Origin of the sequence: Pseudomonas sp. P4795 (assembly GCF_048822895.1) — a bacterium.
GTDB lineage: Bacteria > Pseudomonadota > Gammaproteobacteria > Pseudomonadales > Pseudomonadaceae > Aquipseudomonas.
Genome location: NZ_JBMFBT010000005.1, coordinates 117,951 through 140,277, shown reverse-complemented (window position 1 = coordinate 140,277; position 22,327 = coordinate 117,951). Strand labels below are relative to the sequence as shown.

General features: G+C 60.3%; 17 protein-coding genes. 8 read left to right on the top strand and 9 right to left on the bottom strand.

Annotated elements, in window-relative coordinates:
• Positions 1 to 13: 13 nt before the first annotated feature.
• The 5 genes from ureG to ACOI8A_RS15745 all read right to left on the bottom strand — a co-directional run bounded on the left by ureG (position 14) and on the right by ACOI8A_RS15745 (position 3,213).
• A complete protein-coding gene (gene ureG / locus ACOI8A_RS15765) occupies positions 14 to 628 on the bottom strand; it encodes an urease accessory protein UreG (RefSeq protein WP_420647046.1) in 615 nt (204 codons plus the stop codon).
• 11 nt (positions 629 to 639) lie between these two features.
• Positions 640 to 1,314, bottom strand: coding sequence for an urease accessory protein UreF (locus ACOI8A_RS15760; protein WP_420647047.1), 675 nt, complete (start codon positions 1,312 to 1,314; stop codon positions 640 to 642).
• Entirely contained in the window at positions 1,311 to 1,811 is a 501-nt protein-coding gene (gene ureE / locus ACOI8A_RS15755) for an urease accessory protein UreE (RefSeq protein WP_420647048.1), read from the bottom strand. Before ureE ends, ACOI8A_RS15760 begins: the two co-directional genes overlap by 4 nt.
• A 219-nt stretch (positions 1,812 to 2,030) precedes the next feature.
• Positions 2,031 to 2,663, bottom strand: a complete 633-nt coding sequence (locus ACOI8A_RS15750) for a TetR family transcriptional regulator (protein ID WP_420647049.1) — start codon at positions 2,661 to 2,663, stop codon at positions 2,031 to 2,033.
• A gap of 169 nt (positions 2,664 to 2,832) precedes the next feature.
• Positions 2,833 to 3,213 (bottom strand): hypothetical protein, encoded by a 381-nt coding sequence (locus tag ACOI8A_RS15745; RefSeq protein WP_420647050.1) that lies wholly within the window; start codon positions 3,211 to 3,213, stop codon positions 2,833 to 2,835.
• A 386-nt stretch (positions 3,214 to 3,599) separates the two neighbouring features.
• On the opposite strand from ACOI8A_RS15745, the gene ACOI8A_RS15740 reads away from it, so the two are divergent.
• Positions 3,600 to 5,675, top strand: coding sequence for an AsmA family protein (locus ACOI8A_RS15740; RefSeq protein ID WP_420651288.1), 2,076 nt, complete (start codon positions 3,600 to 3,602; stop codon positions 5,673 to 5,675).
• A gap of 112 nt (positions 5,676 to 5,787) precedes the next feature.
• On the opposite strand, the gene ACOI8A_RS15735 is transcribed toward ACOI8A_RS15740, so the two are convergent.
• On the bottom strand, positions 5,788 to 6,318 hold the full coding sequence (locus ACOI8A_RS15735; RefSeq protein WP_420647052.1) for a ferritin-like domain-containing protein: 531 nt from the start codon (positions 6,316 to 6,318) through the stop codon (positions 5,788 to 5,790).
• A gap of 235 nt (positions 6,319 to 6,553) precedes the next feature.
• On the opposite strand from ACOI8A_RS15735, the gene ACOI8A_RS15730 reads away from it, so the two are divergent.
• Positions 6,554 to 7,444, top strand: coding sequence for an alpha/beta fold hydrolase (locus ACOI8A_RS15730; RefSeq protein WP_420647053.1), 891 nt, complete (start codon positions 6,554 to 6,556; stop codon positions 7,442 to 7,444).
• A gap of 138 nt (positions 7,445 to 7,582) precedes the next feature.
• Here ACOI8A_RS15730 and ACOI8A_RS15725 read toward each other — a convergent pair whose 3' ends face one another.
• Positions 7,583 to 8,470, bottom strand: a complete 888-nt coding sequence (locus tag ACOI8A_RS15725) for a DMT family transporter (protein ID WP_420647054.1) — start codon at positions 8,468 to 8,470, stop codon at positions 7,583 to 7,585.
• Positions 8,471 to 8,567: 97 nt separating this feature from the next.
• On the opposite strand from ACOI8A_RS15725, the gene ACOI8A_RS15720 reads away from it, so the two are divergent.
• The 3 genes from ACOI8A_RS15720 (at position 8,568) to ACOI8A_RS15710 (ending at position 11,082) form a co-directional block, all read left to right on the top strand.
• Entirely contained in the window at positions 8,568 to 9,362 is a 795-nt protein-coding gene (locus ACOI8A_RS15720; protein WP_420647055.1) for an AraC family transcriptional regulator, read from the top strand.
• A 63-nt stretch (positions 9,363 to 9,425) separates the two neighbouring features.
• Positions 9,426 to 9,731 carry a PsiF family protein gene (locus tag ACOI8A_RS15715; RefSeq protein WP_420647056.1) on the top strand — a complete coding sequence of 102 codons (306 nt, stop codon included), beginning with the start codon at positions 9,426 to 9,428 and terminating at the stop codon, positions 9,729 to 9,731.
• Positions 9,732 to 10,068: 337 nt separating this feature from the next.
• Entirely contained in the window at positions 10,069 to 11,082 is a 1,014-nt protein-coding gene (locus tag ACOI8A_RS15710; RefSeq protein WP_420647057.1) for an AI-2E family transporter, read from the top strand.
• A gap of 94 nt (positions 11,083 to 11,176) precedes the next feature.
• On the opposite strand, the gene ACOI8A_RS15705 is transcribed toward ACOI8A_RS15710, so the two are convergent.
• Positions 11,177 to 12,445, bottom strand: a complete 1,269-nt coding sequence (locus ACOI8A_RS15705) for an Hsp70 family protein (RefSeq protein WP_420647058.1) — start codon at positions 12,443 to 12,445, stop codon at positions 11,177 to 11,179.
• Between the two features lie 288 nt (positions 12,446 to 12,733).
• On the opposite strand from ACOI8A_RS15705, the gene ACOI8A_RS15700 reads away from it, so the two are divergent.
• Complete coding sequence (locus ACOI8A_RS15700; RefSeq protein WP_420647059.1) at positions 12,734 to 13,684, top strand: DnaJ C-terminal domain-containing protein; 951 nt, start codon at positions 12,734 to 12,736, stop codon at positions 13,682 to 13,684.
• 23 nt (positions 13,685 to 13,707) lie between these two features.
• Entirely contained in the window at positions 13,708 to 14,013 is a 306-nt protein-coding gene (locus ACOI8A_RS15695) for a chaperone modulator CbpM (protein ID WP_420647060.1), read from the top strand.
• Here the strand turns inward: ACOI8A_RS15695 and ACOI8A_RS15690 are convergent, their stop codons facing one another.
• Positions 14,014 to 15,141, bottom strand: coding sequence for a sensor histidine kinase (locus tag ACOI8A_RS15690; protein ID WP_420647061.1), 1,128 nt, complete (start codon positions 15,139 to 15,141; stop codon positions 14,014 to 14,016). It abuts the gene before it with no gap.
• Between the two features lie 177 nt (positions 15,142 to 15,318).
• Between ACOI8A_RS15690 and ACOI8A_RS15685 the strand changes: the two genes are divergently transcribed.
• Positions 15,319 to 22,299: an NEL-type E3 ubiquitin ligase domain-containing protein gene (locus ACOI8A_RS15685; protein ID WP_420651289.1), complete on the top strand. Its 6,981-nt coding sequence runs from the start codon at positions 15,319 to 15,321 to the stop codon at positions 22,297 to 22,299.
• Positions 22,300 to 22,327: the final 28 nt, after the last annotated feature.

The window sequence follows — 22,327 nt, the reverse complement described above, 5'->3', positions numbered from 1 at the left end:
TTGTTGTTAAAAATCAGGCAGCGGTGAGCAAGCCCTGGCGTTCGATGAAGGCGATGATTGCTTCCAGGCCCTGACCGGTTTTCTGGTTGCTGAAAACGAACGGCTTGCCGTTGCGCATGCGTTGGGTGTCGCTGTCCATCAACTCCAGCGAGGCGCCCACCAGCGGCGCCAGGTCGATCTTGTTGATCACCAGCAGGTCGGATTTGCAGATGCCGGGCCCGCCCTTGCGCGGCAGCTTGTCGCCGGCCGAAACGTCGATCACGTAGATGGTCAGGTCGGAGAGTTCCGGGCTGAAGGTCGCGGACAGATTGTCGCCACCGGACTCCACCAGAATCAGATCCAGCCCCGGAAAGCGCCGGTTCAGTTGATCGACCGCTTCAAGGTTGATCGAGGCGTCTTCGCGAATCGCCGTGTGCGGACAGCCGCCGGTTTCCACGCCAATGATGCGTTCCGGCGCCAAGGCTTCGTTGCGCACGAGAAAATCGGCGTCTTCGCGGGTGTAGATGTCGTTGGTGACCACGGCCAGGTTGTAGCGCTCGCGCAAGGCCAGGCACAGCGCCAGAGTCAACGCGGTTTTGCCGGAACCGACCGGGCCGCCGATGCCGACGCGCAGAGGTTGTGAGGTCATGGTTGTTTCTCCTAAGAACGGAACAGGCGGCTGTACTGGCGCTCATGGGCCATGCATGCCAGGGACAGACCGAAAGCGGCGCTGCCAATGTGTTGGGGATTGCTGCGAGTAGCGTCCTGCTGCGTCTGTTGCAACAGCGGCAGCAATTGACTGGTCAGGCGCTGGGCGGCTTGCTGGCCAAGCGGCAAGGTTTTCATCAACACCGCGAGCTGGTTTTCCAGCCAACTCCACAGCCACGCGGCGAGCGCATCCTGCGGACTGATGTGCCAGGCGCGGGCGGCCAGTGCCCAGCCGAGGGCCAGGTGCGGCTCGCTGCATTGTTCGAGGAAATCTCGCGCCGGTTGATCGAGCTCCGGCAAACCGTTGAGCAACTGCTGCAACGAATAACCCATCTGCCGGCTCTCCAGATGCAGCTCGCGCGTCTCCCGACTGGCGCGGTGGGCTTCGCAGATTTGCAGCAACTCGCCCCAGTTTTCCTCGGCAGCGGCCTGGCAATGGGCGAGTAACAGCGGCGCTTCGAAACGCGCCAGATTCAGCAGCAGTTGATCGCTGATCCAGCGCCGCGCGCTGTCGGGGTTGTTGACTCGACCGTTATCCACCGCCATTTCCAGACCTTGCGAATAGCTGTAGCCGCCAATCGGCAATTGCGGACTGGCCAGGCGCAGCAGCGCCCAGGCCGGATTCATAAACGCACGCCGAACTGATGCAGTTTCGGTGCGTAATTGAACGCTTCCTCGCCGTGGCGTGAATGGTGATGGCCGCCACCGTAGGCACCGTGTTCCGGCTGGAACGGCGCTTCAATCGCTTCGACCTGTGCACCAAGTTGTTCAAGCATGGCTTTGAGCACGTAATCGTCGAGCAGGCGCAGCCAGCCGTCGCCGACTTGCAGGGCGACGTGGCGGTTACCCAGGTGATACGCGGCGCGGGTCAGTTCGAAAGCACTGGCGCAAGTGACGTGCAGCAGTTGCTCGGGACGGGCGCAGACTTTGACGATGCGGCCGTCCTCAGCCTCAAGGCATTCGCCATCAAACAACGGCGGCTGACCGCGCTCCAGAAACAGCCCGACGTCTTCACCCTCGGCACTGAAACAGCGCAGACGGCTTTTGCTGCGTGCTTCGAAGGTCAGGTGCAACTCGGCGGCCCAGACGGGTTGAGGCGCGATTCTGCGATGAATCACCAGCATCGGAAAGCTTCCAGCAATGGACAATGCTCAGGCTAGAGCAAGGGGCTTGCCAATCGGACGAGATGTGGGAAATCCCTGTCGGAGCGTAGTTGATGTTTCAGAATGTTGCGGAGATATGAGAGGTTTTGGTGCGTGAAGGTTTTTACATGCACCAATTTGCGGCGCAAAAAAGCTCGCAGCCTCCTGTAGGAGCTGCCGAAGGCTGCGATCTTTTGATTTTTATTCGGTGCTGCCCAGGCCTTGCCAATGCTTGAGGCCGATAAAGATAAAACGCAGTTGCTGCGTAATCTTCGCTTGCGGCATCAGGTGCTCGGGCAGCGCTTCGGCCGGCGGATCGATGATTTCCGGCAAAGTGGCGAACACCGATTTGACGATCAGATCCGCAATCACGCTCAAACCATCACGGCTCAGATGCTGCAGTTTCGGCATGGAGGCCAGATCGGCCGCGAGGTCGGAGCTGATGTCTTCACGCAAGCGGCCAATCGCTTGGCGCACTTGCAGCGATCCACCGTACTGCTCGCGCGCGAGAAACAGGAATTGCGAACGGTTGGCGCTGACCACATCGAGAAAGATCCGCACGGACGCATCGATGATGCCGCCCATGACGAATTCGTTGTGGCGCACCAGGCGAATGGTTTCGCGGAAGGTCTGGCCGACTTCGCTGACCAGCACCAGGCCGAGCTCGTCCATATCGGCGAAATGGCGGTAGAAACCGGTAGGCACGATGCCAGCGGTTTTCGTCACTTCACGCAGGCTCAGGCTGCCGAATCCTCGGCCGCTCTCCATCAAATGGCGGGCAGCATCCATCAGGGCGTTGCGGGTCTGTTGTTTCTGTTCGGCGCGGGGCAGCATCGCAAGGTGTGTTCTGGTCGGGACAAGCGCCGCACTCTAGCAAATCGGCTTCGTTGGCGTCGAACGGCAGCGGGGGTGTAGCGGGGAATTAGCGATTTGTTTATGCCGGCGTTCTAAAAGTCAAAAGCCCAATCCGGTGATTGGGCTTTTTTTCCAGGCCGCCAAGGGCTTAACTCAAGGCACTGTTGCGTTCGATCACACGGTCACCACCACCTTCGGCAACAGCTTGGCCTTGTGGGGTTTTGTCGTAGCCGTCTTCAACCAGACCTTTCTCTTCCAGACGATTTCGACCGTTTTCGGCTACAGACTGGCCTTGTGGGGTTTTGTCGTAGCCATCTTCGACCAGGCCTTTTTCTTCCAGACGATTGCGACCGTTTTCGGCGACAGTCTGGCCCTGTGGAGTCTTGTCGTAGCCGTCTTCAGCGAGGGTCTGGCTGAACACAGAGTGGCTGGCTTTGACTTGTGGAGTAGCTTGATCAGCGGCTGGCAGAGCGAAGGCAGTGCTGGCCAGCATCGAGAGGGTAAGACTAAGCAGTAATTGGCGTTTCATGATGGGTTGCTCCTCGGGAGGGCGATAAAGTGGGTACGAGGGCAATGATACTCTCGATAAGTCGATATAAAAGTTCATAAACGCAATGGTAATAATCAACAGAATTGATTGTTCTGCTGGAAGGCTCTAGATCGGGCCTTTCAGGCGAGTGGTTTTGCACCGAGGTGGGTATTTTCCACCCACTCGCGCCCTGCAAAAGTGCGGGGGCGGTAACGCCAACTCGACTGATCGGTCAGAATCGCGGCAGCTTTTTACCCGCGAATCGGACTTTCAATTAAACCTGCGGCTGCTTTGTCAGTCACAGAACTCATAATGGGGCCGCTTTCGGCCCACCGTTTCAGCTGCGTCGGGTTCTCGGACGCAGTCGTCTTCAGGAGCTTTGTGCAATGACGCGCACTCGTAAAATCCTCGCCTGGACCTTCACCACTTTTGTTCTGCTATTAGCGGTGCTGGTGTTGGTCATCGTGTTCTTCGACTGGAACCGCATCAAACCGCCGCTCAACGCCAAAGTCTCGGAAGAACTGCACCGACCGTTTGCGATCAATGGCAACCTGGCGGTGGTCTGGCGGCGTGAGCTGGACGAGGGCGGCTGGCGCGCCTGGGTGCCGTGGCCGCACGTGGTGGCCGAGGATTTGAGCCTGGGCAACCCCGAGTGGTCGAAAAAGCCGCAAATGGTCACGCTCAAGCGCGTCGAACTGCGTATCTCGCCGTTGGAATTGTTGACCCAGCGCGTGGCGATTCCGCGCATCGACCTGACTGAGCCGAATGCCGATCTGCAACGCCTGGCCGATGGTCGCGCCAACTGGACGTTCAAATTCGATCCCAAGGACCCGAATGCCGAACCCTCGAACTGGGTGGTGGACATCGGTGCCATCGGTTTCGACAAGGGCCACGTCACCCTTGATGACCAGACGCTGAAAACCAGTCTCGATGTGTTGATCGATCCGCTGGGCAAGCCGATTCCGTTCAGCGAGATCGTCGGTGACAAAGCCGCGAAAGCTGCGCAGGACAAGCATGCTGCGCCGCAGGATTATGCGTTCGGCCTGAAAGTCACTGGCCAGTACCACGGCCAGAAACTTGCCGGCCAAGGCAAGATCGGCGGCCTGCTGGCATTGCAGGATTCGCGCAAACCGTTCCCGTTGCAGGCGCAGGCGAAGATTGGCGATACCAGCATCGAACTCGCCGGCACCCTGACTGATCCGCTGAATCTCGGCGCCCTTGATCTGCGCCTGAAACTCGCTGGCGCCAGCCTCGGTAACTTGTATCCGCTGACCGGCGTGACCCTGCCGGATACTCCGCCATATGCCACCGACGGCCATTTGATCGCCAAGCTGCAAGACCCTGCTGGCGCGCAGTTCCGCTACGAAAAATTCAACGGCAAGATTGGCGGCAGCGATATTCACGGCGATCTGGCCTACGTCGCCAGTCAGCCACGACCAAAGCTCAGCGGCGCGCTGCTGTCCAATCAATTGCTGTTCGCCGACCTCGCACCGCTGATCGGCGCCGATTCCAACGCCAAGCAGAAGGCTCGCGGCGGCGAGAGCAAGCAGCCAACGGATAAAGTGCTGCCGGTCGAAGAATTCAAGACCGAGCGCTGGCGCGACATGGACGCCGACGTCGAATTCACCGGCAAGCGCATCGTTCACAGCGAAGAATTGCCGTTCACCGACCTCTATACGCATCTGGTGCTGACCGACGGCGTCCTCAGCCTGGAGCCGTTGCGTTTCGGCGTGGCCGGCGGCAATCTCGACGCGCAAATCCGCCTCAATGGCCGTGCCGAACCACTCGAAGGCAGGGCCAAACTCACCGCGCGGCGCTTCAAGCTCAAACAGCTGTTCCCGACTTTCGAACCGATGAAGACCAGTTTCGGCGAGCTGAATGGCGACGCCGACATCAGCGGTCGCGGCAACTCGGTGGCGAAGCTGTTGGGCAGCGCCAACGGCAATCTGAAAATGCTGATCAACGACGGTGCGATCAGTCGTGAGTTGATGGAGTTGGCGGGGCTTAATGTCGGCAACTACGTGATGGGCAAGATCTTTGGCGACAAGGAAGTAAAGATCAACTGCGCGGCGGCGGACTTCGACATCAAGACCGGCCTGGCCTCGACACGTTTGTTTGTGTTCGATACCGAGAACGCGATCATCTACGTCGACGGGACGGCGAACATGGCCACCGAACAGCTGGACCTGACCGTGACGCCGGAATCCAAGGGCTGGCGTTTGATTTCGCTGCGTTCGCCGCTGTATGTGCGCGGCAAGTTCATCAAACCGGATGCCGGGGTGAAAGCGGTGCCGTTGTTGCTGCGTGGCGCGGGGATGGTGGCGCTGGGCGTGATTGCTGCGCCGGCGGCTGGGCTGTTGGCACTGATAGCGCCGAGCGGCGGTGAGCCGAATCAGTGTGCGCCGTTGCTCGAACAGATGAAGGCGGGCAAGGCGCCCGTCACTGTCAAACCCACCAAGTAAAAGATCAAAAGATCGTCCGATCGCGGCCCGAGCCTTCGGCAGCTCCTACACAGGATTGAATTACACCCTGTAGGAGCTGCCGCAGGCTGCGATCTTTTGCTTTTACCGGTTATCAAAGGTCGTTGAGGATGTCGGCCATGTCATCCGCATGCTCTTCTTCCTGCGCGAGGATGTCTTCGAAGATGCGCCGCGTGGTCGGGTCTTTTTCGCCGATGTACTGAATGATCTCGCGATAGCTGTCGATCGCAATCCGCTCGGCCACCAGATCTTCGTAAACCATCTCTTTCAAGGTGTTCCCGGCGACGTATTGCGCGTGGGACATCTTCGACAGCAGGTCAGGATTGAATTCCGGCTCGCCGCCCAATTGCACGATGCGCTCGGCCAGACGGTCGGCGTGCTGCGCTTCCTGAGTGGCGTGTTCCAGAAATTCCTCGGCAGCGACATGCGCCTTCACACCGTTGGCCATGAAGTAGTGGCGCTTGTAGCGCAACACGCAGACCAGTTCCGTGGCCAGCGACTCATTGAGCAGGCGCAGCACTTCGTCGCGGTCGGCGCTGTAGCCTTCGGTGACGGCACCGTTTTCCACGTTTTGCCGCGCGCGCTCGCGCAGGGTTTGAACATCAGACAAATGCAGATCGCTCATTTCAGTCTCCTGGAGGCTAATCCGATTGGCGCCACGCTCTACAGGCGTGATCGCTACCCAAGTTGTGAGTTGCGCGTGAGGCGAAAAGTTTTATCTGATTCAGCGCGGGGCCTGCGGCCACGGCAGATGTTCAGGATGACCTAGACTGCTCGTCGAGTTGTCATCATCGCTAGTGATGCTTGGCGGGCGTCTTGCACGCCTTGCGTCACTCACCGACCACAAGGATGTCTACCCCATGTCGCAAGGTTCGGCTACGCGTTATCCATTGGTGCTGGTGCCCGGCATGCTCGGGTTTATCCGCTTGCTGCTGTATCCGTACTGGTACGGGATCATCGCGGCGCTGCGCCGAGGTGGTGCCACGGTGATTGCCGTTCAGGTGTCGCCGCTGAATTCCAGCGAGGTGCGAGGCGAGCAGTTGCTGGCGCGGATCGAGGAGATTCTGCGCGAGACCGGCGCGCAGAAAGTCAATCTGTTCGGCCACAGCCAAGGCTCGCTGACGGCGCGTTATGCAGCGGCGAAACGCCCGGATCTGGTGGCTTCGGTGACATCCGTGGCCGGGCCGAACCATGGTTCGGAACTGGCTGACTATCTGGCAAAACACTACCCGGCGGACAGTGCAAAGGGCCGTATTCTCGAGGTTTTGCTGCGCTTGATCGGCGCATTGATGAGCCTGCTGGAAACCGGTTATCGCGGGCCGAAACTGCCGGTGGATATTCACGCCTCGCACCAATCGCTGACGACTGAAGGTGTCGCGCTGTTCAATCAGCGTTATCCACAGGGCTTGCCCGAAACCTGGGGCGGGCAGGGGCCGGAGGAAGTTAACGGCGTACGGTATTACTCGTGGTCAGGGACTTTGCAACCGGGCAAGACCGACCGTGGCGGCAATCTGTTCGACGGTACCAATCGCAGCTGCCGGTTATTCGCCAAAACCTTCGTGCGCGAGCTGGGGCAGTGCGACGGCATGGTCGGCCGCTATAGCTCGCACCTGGGCACGGTGATTGGGGATGACTATCCGCTGGATCACTTCGACATCATCAACCAGTCGCTGGGGCTGGTGGGGAAGGGCGCGGATCCGGTGCGCTTGTTTGTCGAGCATGCGGCCCGGCTGAAAGCCGCCGGGGTTTAGCCAGCCCTTGTGGCGAGGGAGCTTGTCGGATCGCCGCACCGTCCCGCTGGGGCGCGAAGCGGCCCCGCTTTCCAACTCAAAAGCGGGGTCTGCTGCGCAGCCCAGCGGGAGCAAGCTCCCTCGCCACAGGTGACCGGGTCAGGCGACGCTGAGTTTGCGGCCAAGCACGGTGGTCCAGCGCTCGGACAGGATCACTCCGCCCAAGGTCAACAACCCGCCCACCAAGTGATACAGCGCCAACTGCTCCTTCAACACCACCGCCGCAATCAGTGCGGTGATCAGCGGCAGCAGATTGAAGAACAACGTGGTCCGGCTCGGCCCCAGGCGTACCACGGCCTGCATCCACGCCAGCGGCGCGACCATCGAAGCCAGCAGGCACGCGTACAGCACCAGCGGAATGTTCTGTAGCGTCAGCCCGGTTTTCTGCGAAACCGCGAACAGCGGAAACAACACCACCACCGCCACCAGCACCTGCAGATACAGCAATACCAATGGCGGCAGGCGCAGTTGCCATTTTTTCAGCAAGGTGCTGTAGATCGCGTAGGCCAGGGTCGCGATCAACATCATCGCGTCGCCCAGATTCACCCCGTGTTGCAGCAGTGCACCAAGACTGCCGGACGACACCACCACCAGCACCCCGGCGAACGACAACACCGCACCGACCAGCGCGCCCGCGGTCAGGCGCTGGCCGAGGCTGACGATCGCCATGGCCAGCGACATCAGCGGCATCAGCGACAGGATGATGCCCATGTTGGTCGCGGTGGTCATTGTGGCGGCGAAGTAAGCCAGGCTCTGATAAACCGCCATGCCCAACACACCAAGGACGAAAATCTTGCCCAGATTCGGGCGAATCTGCGGCCAGTGCGCAATGACCTTTTTCAGCATGAACGGTGTGAACAGCACAGCGGCGAACAGCCAGCGGTAAAAACCGATCTCGGCCGGGAAGATCGCACCGACCGCCAGTTTGTTGATCACGGTGTTGCCGGCCCAGATGAAAATTGCCAGCAGGGGAAACGCGTATTGCATGGGGGGAAAACCATTACGTTGATGAAACGCGATTATCCACTGTCTGGATGCAGCCCTATACTGCAAAACAGACAGAGCGCCCCTTGCGACGGACAACATGAACAGCAAACACATCGACCTGCTGGATTTCAGCGAATTGCCGTCGGCGGTGTATTTCCGCTACGCCGACTTCAACACCCACGAATACGCCGCGCCGCACCGCCATCCGTGGGGGACTCTGGAGTATGCGGCGCACGGCGTGTTGCACATGGATGTCGACGGCAGCCGCTTCATGTCGCCGCCGCAATACGCCGTTTGGGTGCCGCCGCAGGTCGAGCACAGTTTCTACAGTCATCAACCGGTCAACTACCGGGCGGTGTGTCTGGAATCGGCGGTGTGCGCCGATCTGCCGCCAACTGCCTGCACGCTGGCAATCAGCGAAATCCTTAAAGCGATTCTCAAGGACTTCGCCAGTCGCGATGTGAAGATTCCCGAGTCGGATACCGATCAGCGACTGGCGCAGGTGCTGGTTGATCAACTGCGCCAGGCGCCGGTGCACGAATGCTATTTGCCATACGCCAGCAGTCCGGCGCTGTTGAGCATTCTCGAAGCACTGCAGGCCGAACCCGGCGACAACCAGCCATTGGCGCATTGGGCGCTGCAAGTGCATGTCAGCGAACGCACGTTGGCGCGGCTGTTTGTGCGCGAGTTGGGCATGAGTTTCGGTGAATGGCGCCAGCGTCTGCGCTATCTGGCGGCCATCGAGGCGTTGGAAACTTCGCGCAGCGTGCAGGAAATCGCCTTTGACCTCGGCTACAGCAGCGGCTCGGCGTTTATCGCAATGTTCGCCCGCCAGGCCGGTTGTACGCCGGAGCAGTATCGTCGCAGTCATTTGCCCACTAGGAAGGTGTAACAAGCTTTGACTACACTGCGGGAGAGGCCGCATCCATCGGTGCGGTAACAAGGAGAAAACTCCATGAAGATGTTGCGTGTCCCGTTGCTGATGATTGGCCTGCTGCTGTGTTCCCAGGGTTTTGCCGCCACCGCGCAACAGAACAAGATGACTACTTGCAACGCTGACGCCACGGCCAAGAGCCTCAAGGGCGATGAGCGCAAGACATTCATGAGCACCTGCCTGAAGGCGGCGCCAGCGGCGAATGATGCGAAGGTGCTGACGCCGCAGCAGGAGAAGATGAAGACTTGTAATGCGGATGCGAAGACCAAGGCGTTGGCGGGTGATGCGCGCAAGGCGTTCATGAGTGATTGTTTGAAGAAGAAATAGTGTTGGATTGGCGGGGTGTGTTCGGCTTGGGATCCAGCCCTCACCCTAGCCCTCCCGAAACGTCGGACCGCCCGGAGGGAGAGGGGACCGATTGCGGGATGCTCGGAATATTCGCCGAGCTGAAAGTGTGATGTTGAATCCGGAATCGACTTGGTCCGGCAGGTTGCAGAAGTAGGCTGGATCAACTCGATCAGTCCCCTCTCCCCCCGGGAGAGGGCTAGGGTGAGGGGCCGTTCCCAAGCCGAACCCGAAAACCACGACCACCGCATATCCCTAGTGCTCCCCAAGGAACGCTGGCAGACTGCCAATCCTTTTACGCCGTTCGTTTTGAGGCTGTATGCCAACGTTTTCTGAGCGTCATGTGTTGTTTTGGGTCAGTTGCATCATCATCTTCGGCGGTTTGCTCCTGGTTTTGCCATTGCGTTTGCTGCCAAGCCTGCTGGCCGGGCTGCTGGTGTTCGAACTGGTCAACATGCTCACCCCGCAGCTGCAACGGCTGATCGAAGGTCGGCGCGCGCGTTGGCTGGCGGTAGCGTTACTGGGAACATTGGTGGTCAGCGTGCTGGCGCTGATCTTCGCCGGGGCCATCAGTTTTCTGCTGCATGAGGCAGAGAATCCTGGCGCATCACTGGATAAATTCATGGGTGTGGTTGATCGTGCGCGCGGGCAGTTGCCGCCGTTCATCGACGCCTACCTGCCTGCCAGTGCCGCCGAGTTTCGTGTGGCCATTGGCGAATGGATGAGCAAGCATCTGGCCGACCTGCAACTGGTCGGCAAGGACGCGGCGCACATGTTCGTGACGCTGCTGATCGGCATGGTGCTCGGTGCGATTATCGCGTTGCAGCGTGTACCCGATCTCACCAAGCGCAAACCGTTGGCGGCAGCGCTGTTCGACCGATTGCATCTGCTGGTTCAAGCCTTTCGCAACATCGTCTTCGCACAGATCAAGATTTCCCTGCTCAACACCTTTTTCACCGGGATCTTCCTGGCGGTGGTCCTGCCGATGTTCGGCATTCATCTGCCGCTGACCAAGACCCTGATCGTGCTGACCTTCCTGCTCGGCCTGCTGCCGGTGATTGGCAATCTGATGTCGAACACGCTGATCACCATCGTCGGCCTGTCATTGTCGATCTGGGTGGCGCTGGCCGCGTTGGGCTACCTGATCGTTATCCACAAGCTCGAGTACTTCCTCAACGCGCGGATTGTCGGCGGGCAGATCAGTGCCAAGTCGTGGGAGTTGCTGCTGGCGATGCTGGTGTTCGAGGCCGCATTCGGCCTGCCGGGGGTGGTGGCGGGGCCGATTTATTATGCGTATCTGAAGAGTGAGTTGAAGCTGGCGGGGATGGTCTAGGAGCAGTTGCAAGCTCCAAGCCTGAAGCTGCAAGTAAAAGCAACTGCGCAGTTGCTTTTACTTATGGCTTGTAGCTTGAAACTTGCAGCGGCTGTTAGTTGCCATAGCGCTTCATGGCTTCAATCGCCAACCCGCTGCCAATGCTGCCAAAGATATTGCCTTCGACATGCCGTGCATTCGGCAGCATCGCCGACACGCTGTTGCGCAGCGCCGGAATCCCGCTCGAACCACCGGTGAAGAACACCGTATCGACCTGATCCACCGCCACATTGGCGTCGCTCAGCAACTGCGTGACGCTGCCGCGTACTCGCTCCAGCAAAGCGTCGATGGCCGATTCGAACAACACGCGAGTCAGATCCACGCTCAGGCCCGGTTCGATGCGGTCCAGCGGCACGTGGCGGCTGTCGGCGTGGGTCAGCTGGATCTTGGTTTCTTCGACTTCCATGGCCAGCCAGTGCCCGGCGCGCTGTTCGATCAGCTTGAACAAACGATCAATGCCGCCAGTGTCTTCGATGTCGTAGCGCATGCTGCCCAGCGCGAGGCTGGATTTCTGCGAGTACACCGAGTTGATGGTGTGCCAGGTCGCCAGGTTCATGTGGTGGCTGGTCGGCATGTAGGCGCCGCTTTTCATGCGGCTGCCGTAGCCGAACAGCGGCATCAGGCCTTGCAGGCTCAGCTGTTTGTCGAAGTCGGTCCCGCCGATGTGCACACCGCCGGTGGCGAGGATGTCGTCATGGCGGTTATCGAAGTTACGCCGCTCGGGTGACAGGCGCACCAGCGAGAAGTCGGAGGTACCACCGCCGATGTCGACGATCAGTACCAGCTCTTCTTTCTCGATGGTCGACTCGTAGTCGAATGCCGCCGCGATGGGTTCGTACTGGAACGACACTTCCTTGAAGCCGAGCTTGTGCGCGACCTCGACCAAGGTGTCTTCAGCTTCCTGGTCGGCCAGCGGATCGTCATCGACGAAGAACACCGGACGGCCCAGCACCACTTGTTCGAACTCACGCCCGGCAGCGGCTTCGGCGCGATTCTTGAGCTGGCCGATGAACAGGCCGAGCAAATCCTTGAACGGCATCGCCGTGCCGAGAACGCTGGTGTCGTGCTTGATCAGCTTGGAACCGAGCAGGCTCTTAAGCGAGCGCATCAGTCGGCCTTCGTAGCCTTCCAGGTACTCGTGCAGCGCCAGACGACCGTAGACCGGACGGCGTTCCTCGATGTTGAAGAAGACCACCGACGGCAGGGTGATCTTGTCGTCTTCCAGCGCGATCATCGTTTCCATGCCGGGGCGCAGCCAGCCGACGGTGGAGTTGGACGTGCCAAAGTCGATACCACAGGCACGGGCTGGAGAGGCGTCTTTCATGTCTTTCGGTTCCGGTCAAAAAACGGCCGCGCAGTGTATGTCAGTGCGCGGCAGATTCGAAGGCCGGTCATCTGCTATTTCGCTACTAAACTCGCTTGAAAGCGCAGGTTTCGCCCCAAACTTGCTGGCATGGGCCGGCAGACATACCGGCGGTCGCAAGAACCGCCGCCCACTGCCGATAAACTTCTGCTGCGCCACCCGGTCACAAATTTGAGATCGGTCAACCCGGCACGCGCGAATCGGCGCATGCTGGCGGCGCGAAACCGATAACGGATGGTGACTCCTTCAATGGACTTCAAAGACTATTACAAGATACTCGGCGTGGAGCCGACAGCAGACGACAAGGCGATCAAGGCTGCCTATCGCAAGCTGGCGCGCAAATACCACCCCGATGTCAGCAAGGAAAAAGACGCCGAGGCCAAGTTCAAGGACGCCTCGGAAGCTTATGAAGCGCTGAAAAGTGCCGACAAGCGCGCCGAATACGACGACCTGCGCCGTTACGGTCAGCACGGTCAGCCGTTCCAGGGGCCACCGGGCTGGCAGAGCCGTGGCGGCTTCGGCGGTGGCGGTCAGGACACGGGCGACTTCTCGGACTTCTTCAGTTCGATCTTTGGCAATCGCGGCCCCGGTTTCGGTGGCGGCGCTGGCCGGCAATCTCATAGCGCCGGGCGCCGAGGACAAGACGTGGAAATGGAATTGGCGGTCTTTCTCGAAGAGACCCTTTCGAACGAGTCGAAAAAGGTCACCTTCCAGGTGCCTCAGTACAACGCGGCGGGTCAGCACGTCAGCAACACCAGCAAAAGCCTTAACGTGAAGATCCCGGCGGGTGTGGCCGACGGCGAGCGTATTCGCCTCAAAGGCCAGGGCGCACCGGGCGTCGGTGGCGGTGCGAATGGCGATCTGTACCTGACCATTCGTTTTGCGCCGCACCCGAAATTCGATGTCGAGGGCAATGACCTGATCATCACCTTGCCATTGGCACCGTGGGAGCTGGCGCTGGGCGCCGAAGTGGCCGTGCCGACCCTGACCGGCAAGATCAACCTCAAGGTGCCGGCCGGCAGTCAGAATGGCCAGCGCATGCGCGCCAAGGGCCATGGTTTGCAGAACAAGGCCGGCGAGCGCGGCTTCCTGTTCGTCCAGCTCAAGGCTGTCATGCCGAAAGCCAGCGACGACGAGGTCAAGGCACTGTGGCAGGAGCTGGCGAAAAAAGCCGCTTTCAACCCGCGTGAGAACTTCTGAACCCAGCGATGGAGTAGCCCGAAATGAGCAGCCCCCTGATCGTTCAACTGGACATGGCAGAATTCTGTGAGGCGACCGATTTGTCGGACGTCTACGTGATCGAAATCGTCGAACACGGCATCCTCGAACCTCAGGGCGCGCTGCCCAAGGACTGGCGTTTCACCGATTACGAACTGGCGCTGGCCAAACGCGCCGCCAAGTTGCGGCGCGATCTGGAGCTGGAATGGGAAGGCGTCGCGCTGGCGCTGGATCTGCTGGAAGAAGTGCAGGAACTGCGCGCCGAGAACCGCATGCTCAAACAGCGGCTGGCGCGGTTAGTGGTGGAATGATCAGGTTTTTCTGGGTAACACCACGCTGAACAACGTCCCTGCGTCGGCACTCGAACTAACCTCGATCGTCCCGCCGTGGGCGCTCACGACTTCCTTGACGATAAACAGCCCAAGGCCAAGGCTGGTCGACGGCTGTCCGAGTTCTTCGTCAGCGCTGCGCACCAACGGATCGAAAATCGTGCCAATGGCTTCTTCGGGAATCGGCGGGCCGTAGTTGTGCACGCTCAGGTGCACGCTGTCGATTTCACCGCGCAGTCTGATGAACACCGCACGCGGATCTGATCCATGCTGCAAAGCATTACCGATCAGGTTCTGCAGCAGTTGATCGAGGCGCCCGGAATCCCAGACGCCGCGCGTATCGCCTTCGATGTTCAACGTCGGATCGCATTCCGGATTGCCGGCGCTGGCCTCGGCAATGGCGGCCCGTACCGTGTCTGCCAAGTCCATCGGCCGCGGCTCGATCGGCAGGCTTTTGCCCAGTCGGCTGCGCACCAGTTCCAGCAAATCGTTGACCATCGCCGCCATGTGCCGCGCACCTTGCTTGATATTCAGCGCGCAAGTCAGCGCCTGGCCTTCAAGCGTGGTTTTGCGCATCAACAGTTCAGTGGACATGCTCACCGCTTGCAGCGGCGCACGCAGGTCGTGCCCGAGAATCGCGAGAAAGATATCCCGCGAGCGATTCAGCTGTTCGGCATAAGCCGCTGTCGATTCGGCCAAAGCTTCGTCGATGGCTTCGTTGAACCGGATCATGTCCTGAAGGTACGCCTGGTCTGGAGTCTCCATGCTCTCGACCCAGCGGCGGATCACGCAGGCACGCAGGTGACGGAATTCCGAAGTCATCTGCACCAGATCGAAACCCACCGTATGGCGCAGCTCGCCGTGACTGGCCCCGGCCTCGTCCAGGCTCGGGGTTTTCTCCGGACCTTCGCCCCGCGCTTTGGCCTTTTGCTCACTGGCGGTTTGCGCGGTGTCCATGTCCCGCGCGGCGGCCAGAAGAATCTCCCGGGCATGATCGCGCAGCGCGATGCTGTCCATATGGTCTGCGGCGGGTGTGATGGTCTTGGCGAATTGTTCCCACTCGTCGACGATGCGATCCGCGTGGTGCCTGATGAAATCGGATAAACGCATGTACGGGTTCCTGAACTTTTTGGCGGGGCGTGGCGAATAGTAGTCCCTTTGTGCGGGGAATGTAGCGTCCACGGGCCGGAAATGTCCGCTGACACACCAGCCCGCGTCGATACATATGTACCGCAAGCTCACGGCACCTGCATGGTCTGCTTTCGCTCCATTTCAAGGAGAGAGACCATGCCCGAAATCCCCGCCACCGTGACCCGCAGTCTGCACGGCGCGTTTCTGCAGGATGCCAGCCCCGACTGGCTGGTTGACGCGCCCGCGCAGCGTCGCATCGACCTGAAAAATACTGATCCGACACCCCCCGATTGGTACACAAATGCCTCCCGAGCGCAGCGCAAGGCATTGCACGACAGCCTTGGCGCAAGCCTCGGCGCCCAGACCCGGCTCGACCGGGCCATGGCGACGTTGCAAGACATCGACACCTTCGCCGCGCCTTTGCTGATCGCGGCGCTGAAGGACCGCTTCAACGTGCAACTGGATGTCCACAAGACCTGGCTGCAGCTCAACAAACCGATAGAGATGGGGATATTCGCCATCGATATCGGCCACTTCGAAGTGTTGAAGCTGCCGCTGCTGCAGGCTGCGTTGCACAACTTCGAACGTGTCGAATGCGCCGACGGCGCGTTCCATGAATCGTCGGGATTTCACCTGGAAACCTCGACCCCCGGCACGCTCGCACCGTTGAGTACGCAATTGACGGTCGAACAGTTCACCAGCCTGTGTCGCTCGTTGGACATCGGGACGAAATATCAGGATTACCTCAAGCGCTATCTGCACCCTGCAGATGGCGTCGCCGACCAGGCGCTGCGCGAGAAATTCACCGCTGCGCATAAAACCGCCCTGCGCGCTGCGGCCGAGATCGCCCTGTTGAAAGGCGACATTGGGCGTGAGGACTACGCGTCGATACTGGCGATCCTCGCCGGTGAACTGCATCCGCGTCAAGGCAATCGGCAGATCTGGTTCTGCGATCTGGGCCTGATGGGGCGGCGCATGACCGGCTGTGTGTTGTTCACGATCTGCGAGAAGTACCGCTACAGCGACGACGCGATTCTCTACATTCCCGGCGACCCGGAACATCCGCTCAAACGCTACAGAGGTCAGGAAATCGCGGCCATGTTCAAGCGCCGCTTCACTGCCCGCGACAGCACGCAGGCTGATGCGGCCGAACCGAATGCCTACCAGCGGTTTTTCAGCCAGTTTGTCGCCTATGCCGACCGGCCGCGCTACTTCAGTCAGTTCACCGAAGACACGCCGGACCGCTCGTTTGGCGAACGACTGGCGCCCTACGAACCTCTGCTCAAAGAGTTTCTCAGAGCACTCAACCCACTCGATCTGGTGTTCACCGGGATCAGGCAACTGCCTCCAGCACCGGCCATCAAGCAGGTGCCGAACGCTGACCCGTATCTCGCACCGACTGATCTTTCGCGCAAAGGCCACGGCATCTGGGCGGAAAATATTGATCTGTGGGATTACCTGTTCGGGCAGCATCGCGACCGACTGATAGCGGATGCCCGCAGCCACGCGGTGCCGACGGCGGATGTCGATGCCAAGGTACGCTCACAAAAACTCGCCGCGCTGTTGAACATCGGCATGTTGGTGCTGACCGGGGTCTCGATGTTCGTGCCGGTGCTGGGCGAAGTCATGATGGTGGTGATGGCAGGCCAACTGCTGGAGGAAACCTTCGAAGGTGCCATCGAGTGGAGTGAAGGCGATCGGCGGGCCGCCACGGCGCATCTGGTAGATGTCGCGCAAAACCTCGCGCTGCTGGCGGTGATGGCTGGCGCCGGCAAAGGTTTTGCCCGACTGACGGCGGCGAAATCCGTGCCGGTCATCGAAGGTCTGGATCAGGTCGAATTGCCTGATGCGACTGCGCGATTATGGAAACCCGACCTGCGCGGATACGAAAGTCCAGTCGCGCTGGACCAGAGCATGACGCCCAACGCGCTCGGGCAGTACGAAACAGGTTCAAAGAATTACATTCGGCTGGACGGCCGGCCTTACGAACAAACATACGACCAGACGCTGCAAAAATGGCGCATCAGGCACCCGAGCGATCCCCACGCTTATCAGCCGATTCTGACGCACAACGGCGCCGGTGCCTGGCGGCATACGCTGGAACGCCCGCAGCGCTGGGACCGATTGACGCTATTACGGCGCATCGGCCATGCCACCGAGTACTTCAGCGACGCCCACTTGCTGACGATTGCCGACGTCAGCGGCGTCGCTGACAACGCCTTGCGCAAGATGCACCTGGATAATGAGCTGCCGCCGCCCGAACTGCTGGACGCGATGCGCCTGTTTGAGCTCGACAGAAACGTTGGCCAGGTGATCGAACAAGTGGTGGGTCGCAGCCCCATCGACGATGACTATTTGCACATACTGCCGATGCTCCCCGAAATGCCCCGCTGGCCATCGGGGCGGGTCTTGCAGGTCTACGAGAATGCCGATCTGACAGGCTCATTCACCCGTTATGGCAGCGAATCAACGACGAAGGCGCCGATCCGCATCAGTCGCGCCGATGTCTTGCGCGGTGAATTGCCCACGCGCATTCTCGCGACGCTTGATGAGACGGAAATTGTCGGGCTGCTCGGTGGCGAGCCGGCGCGAGTGCCTGCCGCCAGGGCGTCGGAATTTGCCAGGCAGATCGCCGATCTCCTGCAGGCCCGACGGCCGGCCCTGTTCGACAGTCTTGCGAAGACCACGCAAATCGTCGAGCCGCGTGTGGCGAAACTGCAGCGGGTCTGCCCCGGGCTCACTGAGCAGGCTGCAAAAACCGTGCTGCGCCAAGCCGATGCCGACGAGCTTGCGCGGCTGGACACCTCGGCGCGGGTGCCGCTGCATTTGCAGGAATTGAGTCGCTGGTATGCGCAAGAAGGCCGGCTGACCCGTGCCATCAGCGGGCTGCACAGCGAAACCATGGCCTCGACAGACACTGCACGATTGGCACTGCATACGCTGGAGCGACTGCCTGGCTGGTCGAACGACCTGCGCCTGGAGATTCGCGACGGCAGCATCAGTGGCGTGTTGATCGATGGAATTGGTAGCGAAGCTGCTGCCTGGCACAAGTATCTGGTCAAGAACGGGCGGTCATACCAGGCCTTCAATGATCGGGGCGAAGCGCTGAACAGCATACCCAGGCATGGCGATAATTTTTTCAGCTCGTTGATGCATGCGTTGCCCGATGAGGCGCGGCAGGCACTCGGGATTCCTGACGTGGCCCGGAGCGCAGATCTGCGGCAGTCGATCATCGATCATGCGATCAGCCACCGCAGTCAGTCGACGCAGATATTACAGGCTGCATTCGCGCCGAAACCGTGGTTCAACCCACCCCGACGCATCAGCGCCACACTGCGCGGTTATCCGGCCAGCGGTCGCGGGGAGGGGGTGGATCCGGCGTTGACCAGCAGGGTCCAGGATGTCTACCCACTGGACGACGCACAGGCCCGACGCTTCATCCTCGAACAGTGGCGCACGGGCAAGAACGACCAACAGATTTTCCATCTGCTCAACCTGCGCCTGCGCGAGTGGACAGAGCTTGAGACCGCGTTGAACCAATGGCTGGCGAGCCAGGATATGCGTCTGCAGATTGCCGAGGACGAGTTCCGCGGGGTCGCGCAAAACATCAGGAACAGTTGGCGCAACTCGCCGCTGGCTGCGCACGAGCCACATGCGGCGCAGCTGACATTGACCAGTCAGACCGCGTTGCCGACGCTGGCGGCGGACTTCGCTCACGTGCGCGAACTGACGCTGCGCGCACCGTTGGCCGCCGACACGCTGACGGCGTTTCCCAATCTGGAACAACTCGACGTGCTCGCCCCTGGGCAAACCTTCGACGCGGTGTTCGCACGCGTGAAAACCATGCGCCACCTGACGCGCTTGAAGTTGCGGACACCGATCAATGATCAGGTGGCTTCGAGGATTCGCGAGTTGACCCGACTCGAGGATCTGGAGCTGCACTGCACGTCCAGCGGCGCCAACCCCGTAGTACCGACAGCGCTGAATGTCAGCGGAATGCGTCAACTGCGCAGGTTGGAAATCGACAGCCCGCAGATGGGCGAGTGGCCACTCGGGATGCTCGATCTGCCGCGGCTGGAGCGCTTGAACCTGCGTCGGACGTCGATCAAGACCCTGCCGGTGGAGCTTTATGAGGCGCACGAGCGACTGCTGAGCGGACTGTCGCTGGACTGGTCGAAATTCAGCCGCAGGACCTTCAAGCCGATCTACGAATTCATCAAAGTGCAGCCGCAGCATCTGATCGACCTCGAAGAGATGGTCAGAGACTACTGCCGTGGTGAACTCAAGCGCTTTGTCGGTATGGAATCCAGTCTGTTTGACGTGCTTTCGTTGAAATTCTCCTTGCAATGGCCGGGTGCCGACGCCAGGTTTCAGGCGATTGAGGCCTTGAGCGCTCAGTTCGGCGAGATCAACGCGCTTGAACAATGGGTCGGCCCCGAGCCGACCGTGCGCAACGGTGGCCATGCCCGAGCGGCGGTGGCCGACGCGCTCAAGACCAGTTGGCGCAACGGGTTGTTCCAGCGCTATGGCTCAAAAACCGAGAATTCGTTTTTCGATCTGTACATCGGCATGTCGGGCGATGCCTCGGTACTGGATATTCTCGGCTCGCCGATGGACAACTTGCCGCGGTTACCGTCGGACGCTTTTGCCCACGTCAAAATCCTGCGCCTGGCAGGCCTCGAGGCTCCGGTCGCACAGCTGCGTGATTTCATCCGCACGTTTACACAGGTCGACACGCTGGACCTGAGTCACTGTCGCTTGTCCGAATTGCCGCTGGCAGCGGATGACTTGCCGGCGCTGGAATACCTGAACCTGCACAACAACCCCATCACCGGTGTCGATGTTCGTGGAATGAATCGGCTCAAGGCTCTCGATCTGAGCGCCACGGCAATCCGCCAATGGCCGAGCGGGGCCGAGGATCTGCCGCAGTTGACCTGGCTTGATCTGGGCGACAGTCAACTCACTTCTGTGCCGGAGGCGGTTCTGGCCCGCGATGAGCTGTTGCTCGACACCAATCTCAACGGCACGCCGCTGACGCCGCAGGGCGAGGCTGGTGTGGCTGCTGCGCGGCAGCGCATTGAGCAGACCAGGGGCTTGTCTGCGGGGACGCTGCAACGCTTCGCCCTGGAGGAACCGCGGCATCGCACGCCGCCCAAGGAAAGCGGCTCGGTGATCGCGCGACGTCTGCTGCCCCTGCCGCCATCGGTACCTGCGGGCGAAGGTGTCAGCTGGTTGGCCAAGCGCTTGCAGCGCTTGCGCCCGAACTACCAGGAGGAGCACGCCCGGCTGGCGATCGAGCGCATGCAGCTTGAGGGCTTGAGCGAGGTACAGATCAGCGGCCGGATTGATGAGTGGACCCGGACATTCGAATCGCTGACGCGGCGCTTGAACGATTGGTTGTTCATCCACGAAAGCCACGGTGCGAACTGGACCGTGTCCTCACAAACCCGCCAGCTCGCCGCACGCCGGGTGATGCAATGCTGGTACGACGGTTTGCTTGACTGGAATGGCTTTGCCGACCGCGAACTGAATTTCGATGGCCTGCAAGTGGGCAATTTTCCTGAGCTGCCCGCGGTATTTCCCCGGGTGAACAGTCTGAACCTGGCCGGCACGCGGATCTCCACCGACGGCTCCAACGGCTTCCTGCGGGCGTTCAGCCAGATACGCCGGTTGAATCTCAATGCCAATGATTTGCGCGCGCTGCCCGAACCCGTGAGCCAGATGCACCAACTGCAGCGTCTGGAACTGTCCTTCACCGGTCTCGTCGACCCCCAGGCGCTGAATCAGTCGCTGAGCGGGCTTGCGCAGTTACAGTGGCTGGATCTGAGCCATAACAGCTTGCGTACCTTCAGCGTCAACCGTCTTGGTCGTCTGGAGCGCCTCGACCTGCGGGACAATCTGATGACCGACTGGCCCGAAGGGGCGCTGCAATCTGCGCATTTACAGGCGATAGATCTGAGCAACAACGAAGTAGTGGCGATTCCCCCGGCGATCTATGACGGTAGCCATGACGCATTGCTCGCGGGCACCAATCTGTCGGAAAACTATGAACTGTCACAGCAAAGCCTTTTGCGCCTGCGTGAGTATTCGGGTACGCACGGGCGCAACGACGTACTGGGGCTGACTTACGCCGATATCGACCGGATGATCGATGACATGGACAGCACCACGGAAAGCGACGAGGAAACCCCGGACAGTGATGTTGAGCCGGATGAACAGGTGCCGATTCTTGAGGAAAGTGTCCTCGACCAGCAGGTGACGCCGTGGATCGAAAACATCCCTCAGGAAGACGCCGATCGTTATCGGGCGATGTGGCAGCGAGTGGCGGCTGAACCGGGCAACGCCGCGTTCTTCCATCTGTTGTCGGTGATGCCGGACACCGAAGAATTCCGCATTTTTCGCGCTGACCTGACACGTCGGGTGTGGGAAGTGATGGAGGCTGCCGATGGCAGTCAGGCACTTCGCGATGAGCTGTTTCCCATGGCCGCCACGCACACCACCTGCGTCGATGGTCGAACGCTGGCTTTCAGTGAAATGGAGGTCAAGGTGTTCGAGCACAACACCTTGCAAAATATTCAGCCAGGTCTGGCGTCCAAGGGCCGCGCCTTGCTCGACTTGTCACGACAATTGTTCCGCCTGGGCGAGGTCGAAGCCCTGGCCAGAGTGCGTGGCGGTGACCCCGCGGAGGTACGCCTGGAATATCGAATCGGCCTGACCAGCGGATGGCGGGACGGGCTGCAATTGCCGGGGCAGCCGAGTCACATGCGATTTGGCAAACCCATCAGCGGCAGGGTGCTGGACACCGCCCGGGAGGCGGTGGAAAAAGCCGAAAAAAGTCAGAAGTTTTATGAAGAACTCATCACCCGTGACTATTGGGTGCAATACCTCGAGGAGAAATACCCCACCGAACTGAGTCCGCTGAAACAGCGCGCCGATGAAAAACTGGCGCACCTTGAGGATGAACACGAAGACCTCACCAGCAGCGCTTATCAACAAGCCGTGCAAGTGCTCGAGATTGAACGCACCATCGAGCGCAATCTGAAACTGATCGAGCTGTCCCGGCGGGAAACGGGCGAGCCAGTTCCAGTCGAACGCGATGACAACCGCCCCGGTACGTCACGCGATCTGACCGGCTGAAGCCGCAGGCAAACAGATGCTTTCAGAC

Excerpts from the sequence above, each read along its gene's own strand:
- ureG (WP_420647046.1), bottom strand. The coding sequence starts at position 628 with ATGACCTCACAACCTCTGCGCGTCGGCATCGGCGGCCCGGTCGGTTCC.
- ACOI8A_RS15760 (WP_420647047.1), bottom strand. The coding sequence starts at position 1,314 with ATGAATCCGGCCTGGGCGCTGCTGCGCCTGGCCAGTCCGCAATTGCCG.
- ureE (WP_420647048.1), bottom strand. The coding sequence starts at position 1,811 with ATGCTGGTGATTCATCGCAGAATCGCGCCTCAACCCGTCTGGGCCGCC.
- ACOI8A_RS15750 (WP_420647049.1), bottom strand. The coding sequence starts at position 2,663 with ATGCTGCCCCGCGCCGAACAGAAACAACAGACCCGCAACGCCCTGATG.
- ACOI8A_RS15745 (WP_420647050.1), bottom strand. The coding sequence starts at position 3,213 with ATGAAACGCCAATTACTGCTTAGTCTTACCCTCTCGATGCTGGCCAGC.
- ACOI8A_RS15740 (WP_420651288.1), top strand. The coding sequence starts at position 3,600 with ATGACGCGCACTCGTAAAATCCTCGCCTGGACCTTCACCACTTTTGTT.
- ACOI8A_RS15735 (WP_420647052.1), bottom strand. The coding sequence starts at position 6,318 with ATGAGCGATCTGCATTTGTCTGATGTTCAAACCCTGCGCGAGCGCGCG.
- ACOI8A_RS15730 (WP_420647053.1), top strand. The coding sequence starts at position 6,554 with ATGTCGCAAGGTTCGGCTACGCGTTATCCATTGGTGCTGGTGCCCGGC.
- ACOI8A_RS15725 (WP_420647054.1), bottom strand. The coding sequence starts at position 8,470 with ATGCAATACGCGTTTCCCCTGCTGGCAATTTTCATCTGGGCCGGCAAC.
- ACOI8A_RS15720 (WP_420647055.1), top strand. The coding sequence starts at position 8,568 with ATGAACAGCAAACACATCGACCTGCTGGATTTCAGCGAATTGCCGTCG.
- ACOI8A_RS15715 (WP_420647056.1), top strand. The coding sequence starts at position 9,426 with ATGAAGATGTTGCGTGTCCCGTTGCTGATGATTGGCCTGCTGCTGTGT.
- ACOI8A_RS15710 (WP_420647057.1), top strand. The coding sequence starts at position 10,069 with ATGCCAACGTTTTCTGAGCGTCATGTGTTGTTTTGGGTCAGTTGCATC.
- ACOI8A_RS15705 (WP_420647058.1), bottom strand. The coding sequence starts at position 12,445 with ATGAAAGACGCCTCTCCAGCCCGTGCCTGTGGTATCGACTTTGGCACG.
- ACOI8A_RS15700 (WP_420647059.1), top strand. The coding sequence starts at position 12,734 with ATGGACTTCAAAGACTATTACAAGATACTCGGCGTGGAGCCGACAGCA.
- ACOI8A_RS15695 (WP_420647060.1), top strand. The coding sequence starts at position 13,708 with ATGAGCAGCCCCCTGATCGTTCAACTGGACATGGCAGAATTCTGTGAG.
- ACOI8A_RS15690 (WP_420647061.1), bottom strand. The coding sequence starts at position 15,141 with ATGCGTTTATCCGATTTCATCAGGCACCACGCGGATCGCATCGTCGAC.
- ACOI8A_RS15685 (WP_420651289.1), top strand. The coding sequence starts at position 15,319 with ATGCCCGAAATCCCCGCCACCGTGACCCGCAGTCTGCACGGCGCGTTT.